Origin of the sequence: Streptomyces sp. NPDC047072, from assembly GCF_040643855.1 — a bacterium.
Classification (GTDB): Bacteria; Actinomycetota; Actinomycetes; order Streptomycetales; family Streptomycetaceae; genus Streptomyces.
This window is the reverse complement of sequence record NZ_JBEYVC010000322.1, coordinates 1-4,828: the sequence shown is the minus strand read 5'-3', so window position 1 is coordinate 4,828 and position 4,828 is coordinate 1. Positions and strand designations below refer to the sequence as shown.

At 69.4% G+C, this 4,828-nt stretch carries 2 protein-coding genes; both read left to right on the top strand.

What is annotated here, in order from left to right; all coding sequences use genetic code 11:
* Window positions 1–9: 9 nt before the first annotated feature.
* Window positions 10–3,570, top strand: coding sequence for a LamG-like jellyroll fold domain-containing protein (locus ABZ896_RS52010; protein ID WP_360946327.1), 3,561 nt, complete (start codon window positions 10–12; stop codon window positions 3,568–3,570).
* Window positions 3,571–3,780: 210 nt separating this feature from the next.
* Window positions 3,781–4,653: a formyltetrahydrofolate deformylase gene (gene purU, locus ABZ896_RS52005; protein ID WP_360946324.1), complete on the top strand. Its 873-nt coding sequence runs from the start codon at window positions 3,781–3,783 to the stop codon at window positions 4,651–4,653.
* Window positions 4,654–4,828: the final 175 nt, after the last annotated feature.

The following is a 4,828-nucleotide window of genomic DNA, read 5'->3' as shown; positions in this document are numbered from 1 at the left end:
GCCTCCAGGGTGATCGTCCCGAGCAGTGCGCCGCGGCCCAGGCCCAGGGCGCGCAACAGGCCGGACGATCTCGCCTCCGGGAAGATCACCGACAGTTCCGGCAACGGTCTGACGGCGACCCTGGTCAACCAGTCCACCGCGCAGTCCGTCGCGGGCGCGGACGGCGGCCAGGCGCTCGCCCTGCCCGGCGGCGCGCCCACCTCGGACGGCGCGTACGTCCGGCTGCCCCGCGAGGTGCTCGGGGACGCGAGCGATCTGACGGTCTCCGCCCGGGTGCGCTGGGGCGACGACGCGTCGGCCTGGCAGCGGATCTTCGACCTGGGCACCGACACCGGCAAGTACCTCTTCACCACCCCGTCCAACGGCTCCGTCCTGCGCACGGCCGTGACCACCGGCGGAGGCGGCGCGGAGGCCCAGGTCTCCGGGTACGCCCCGCTCCCCGCCGACCAGTGGCGGACCGTCACGGTCACCCTCGACACCACGGCCGGACGCGTGACGACCTACCTCGACGGCGTGGCGGTCTCCTCTTCCCCGACCTCCGTCAAGGCCAGGGATCTGCTGAGCAGCTCGGCGACGGCGGCCGGCTACATAGGCAGGTCCTTCTACCAGGACCCGCTACTCAAGGGCTCGATCGACGACTTCGCGGTGTGGCACGCGGCGCTCAACGCCGAGCAGGTGGCCGGGACGGTCTCCGAGGTGCCCACCCTCAAGGACCTCGCGCAGACGTCCTTCGAGGTCCGCACCACCACCGGCACCGCCCCCTCCCTCCCCGCGGCGGTCCGCTCCACCTACTCCGACGGCTACGACCGGGACACGCCGATCGTCTGGGACGCCGTACCGGCCGAGAAGTACGCGCAGCCGGGGAGCTTCACGGTGGCGGGTACGGCGGCTGGGCGTTCCGTACAGGCGACCGTGACCGTCGTCCGCGAGGGGCAGCTCACCGTGGACCTCGGCTCGGACACCGGCGCGTTCCACGGGGGCGCCTCCGGCACGCTCTACGGCGTGTACGGGCCGGACGTCCCCACCAACAACCTCATCGAGGGCATGGGCCTGCGCACGGTCTCGACCAAGGCGCAGGACGGCCCGCAGCACCCGGGGGCCGACGCCCTGGAGGTGGTGAAGCCGCTGGCCGACTCCACCGACGGTGACGTGTACATCTATATGACCGACATCCACCGCGGCTTCCCGTACGAGTGGCCCGGCGACACCCCCGCGGAGAAGCTCAAGCTCTACGAGGAGAAGATCGCCAAGCAAGTCGACCAGGTGCTCCAGCTGCCGAAGGAGTACCAGGACAACATCGTCTTCGTGCCGTTCAACGAGCCCGAGGGCAACATGTTCGGTACCGGGCAGTGGAGTTACGACAAGGTCAGCTGGCTGAGCGACCCGGACGCCTACTTCGCCGCCTGGGACTCGGCGTACAGGCTCATCAAGGGCAGGATGCCGGACGCGCGGATCGCCGGGCCCAACACCAGTGTTCTGTACGACCAGGTGAAGGGCTTCCTCACGCACACGCTGGCCGCCGGCACCCTGCCGGACGTCATCACCTGGCACGAGCTGAGCCACCCGGAGGCCGTGCGCGCGAGTGTGGCCAAGTACCGTTCGTGGGAGAAGGAGTTGTTCAAGGGGACCTCCCGCGAGGGCACCCAACTCCCCGTCAACATCAACGAGTACGCGTTCAACTACCACACCTCGGTGCCGGGCCAGATGATCCAGTGGGTCTCCGCGATCGAGGAGTCCAAGGTGGACGCCGACATCGCGTACTGGAACATCGACGGCAATCTGTCCGACTCGGCGGTGCAGTCCAACCGGGGCAACGGCCAGTGGTGGCTGCTGAATTCGTACGCCTCGATGAGCGGGCACACCGTGACGGTGAACCCGCCGTTCCCGGGCCAGAACTACACCATGCAGGGCGTCGCCACCCTCGACGAGAAGAAGAAGCAGGCCCGGCTGATCTTCGGCGGCTCCACCGGCAAGGGGCACATCACCTTCGCCGGCGTCCCCGGGAAGGTCTTCGGCGGCCGGGTGCACGCCTGGGTCCGCGAGATCGACTGGAGCGGGCAGATCGGCGACAACTCCGGCCCGAAGCTCCTCACGGAGACGAACCTGAAGGTCGGCGCCGACGGCACGGTCTCCGTCGACTTCGGCGACGGCACGCTCCCGACGCTCAAGGAATCGTCGGCGTACGAGATCGTCCTGAGCCCGGCCGGTGAGGCGAAGGGCACGCAGGCCGCGCCGGTGCGCTGGCAGGGTTCCTACGAGGCGGAGGACGCGGCGCACACCGGGTCCGGCTACTCGAAGAACGGTCCGGAGGGCTCGACTTCGGACGTGTCGAAGTTCTACACCTCCGGCGGCTACGACGTGGGCGGGCTGCGCACCGGCTCGGACGTCACGCTCGACTTCCCCGTGGACGTGCCCGAGGACGGCACCTACGACCTGAGCGTCTTCGCCAACTCCCTCAACACCTTCGACAAGGTGAAGGAGCAGGGCCCGACCAACGTGTTCCTACGGGTGGACGGATCGGCCGACGGCGAGCAGGAGTTGTCCATGCCGCTCGGCTACAAGTGGGTGGTGTGGGACCACACCGACACCAAGGTGAAGCTGACCAAGGGCAAGCACACCCTGACGCTGGCCGCGAAGAGCCTCGACGGCAAGCGGGTCACCAAGGGCGACGCCATCGTGGACCGGCTCACGCTGTCCCTGCCGGACGCGTCCGCCAACACCCGGGTGTACGAGGGTGAGTTGGCGTGGCTGGGCGGTGGAGCGCGGCCCGTCTACGACCTGCCGAAGCGGGCGGCCACCGGATCGGGCGCGGTCCGGCTCGCGAAGGGCCAGACGGCGACGTTCTGGGTCTACTCCCCCGCCGACCGCGAGGCCACGCTCCGGGTCGACACCCTCGGCGGCGCGGACGGCCGGGTCGCGGTGAACGGACACGAGGTGCTGCGGCTGGCCAAGGACCGGCGTGCCGTGGCGGTCTCGCTCTCCGGTGGCGTCAACAAGGTGACGGTGACCGGCGGTTCGGCGCCGACGCTCGTCGACCGGCTGACGGTCACGCCCACCGAGGGCGCGCTGCCGGTGCGGACCTACGAGGCACAGGACGCGAAGCTCGCCGGTACGGCTTCCCTCGCGTCGCTGTCCCTGGCCACCGACGGTACATCGATCACCGGGATCGGCGGCGACCCGGGCAACGGCAACACGGCGACGTTCACGGTCGCCGCGGACAAGCCCGGCCTGTACGCGCTGCGCGTCCGCTACTCCAACCCCGAGCAGTCCGAGGCCACGCACTACAACCCGGACCCGCTCGCCCGGCACGCGGACATCTCCGTCAACGGGGGCGCGGTTCAGCGGGTCGGCTTCCCGCACACCTTCCACCAGAACGACTTCTGGGAGCTGACCGTCCCGGTCCAGCTGAAGAAGGGACAGAACACGGTCTCCTTCCGGTCCGAGGAACTGCCGAACTTCGACGGCACGACCTACGCGTCGGACACGTTCCCCGGAGTGCTGCTGCGTTCGCGGTACGCCCCGCTGATCGACCGGATCGCGGTGGCGCCGTACGCCCGGGAGGTGCGGTGAGCCTTTATTGACTGACAGGAGTGCCCGGGTCCGCCACGACCCGGGCACTCCGTTGCGTATCACGCCGCGTATTTCTCATCACACAACGTGAGCTCAAGCGCTCGATCGCCGAATTTCCGTCGGGATGCACCCTTGACCCGACCCCTTCCCGCCCGGACCATGTTGCGTATCGCTCGTCTTGTTGCTCAATACGCACCACCGGAGGAGCCAATGCCCCCGCGCCCCCACCCCGGCCGCGAGTTCGTCCTGACCCTCTCCTGCCCGGACCAGGCCGGACTGGTCCACGCCGTCAGCGGCTTCCTCGTCGACCACTCGGGGAACATCCTGGAGAGCCAGCAGTTCGACGACCGGCTCCAGGACCGCTTCTTCATGCGCGTGCACTTCGACGTCTCCGACCCGGAGACCTCACTGGAGCGGCTGCGCGCGGACTTCGCCGCCGTGGCCGAGACCTACCGGATCGACTGGCGGCTCTTCGACGCGTCCGCGCCGACCCGCACCCTGATCATGGTGTCCAAGTTCGGCCACTGCCTGAACGACCTGCTGTTCCGCAAGAGCACGGGCGCCCTCAACATCGAGATCCCGGCGATCGTCTCCAACCACCGGGACTTCGAGCCGCTCGCGCGCACCCACGGCATCCCCTTCCACCACATCCCGGTGACCCGGGAGACCAAGGCGGACGCCGAGGCGCAGCTGCTGGAGCTGGTGGAGCGCCTGGACGTCGACCTCGTGGTGCTCGCCCGCTACATGCAGATCCTCTCGGACGACCTGTGCAAGCGGCTCGAGGGCCGGGCGATCAACATCCACCACTCCTTCCTCCCCAGCTTCAAGGGCGCCCGCCCCTACCTCCAGGCGCACCAGCGCGGGGTCAAGCTGGTCGGGGCGACCGCCCACTACGTCACCCCCGACCTGGACGAGGGGCCGATCATCGAGCAGGACGTGGTCCGTGTGGACCACTCCCACGACCCCGACGAGCTGGTCACCATGGGCCGGGACGTCGAGGCGCGGGTGCTGGCGCGGGCCGTCCAGTGGCACAGCGAGAGCCGCATCCTGCTCAACGGCCACCACACCGTGGTCTTCCGCTGACACTCTGACGCGCTGCTACGCCGACGCGCCCGCCCCGTGCTCCCGTACACCGCCGGTTGAGGAGAGGTATGTCCGCCCTGAACACGCCCCTGCACGAGCTGGACCCGGAGATCGCCGCCGCGGTCGACGCCGAGCTGGGCCGCCAGCAGTCCACCCTGGAAATGATCGCCTCCGA

Excerpts from the sequence above, each read along its gene's own strand:
- purU (WP_360946324.1), top strand. The coding sequence starts at position 3,781 with ATGCCCCCGCGCCCCCACCCCGGCCGCGAGTTCGTCCTGACCCTCTCC.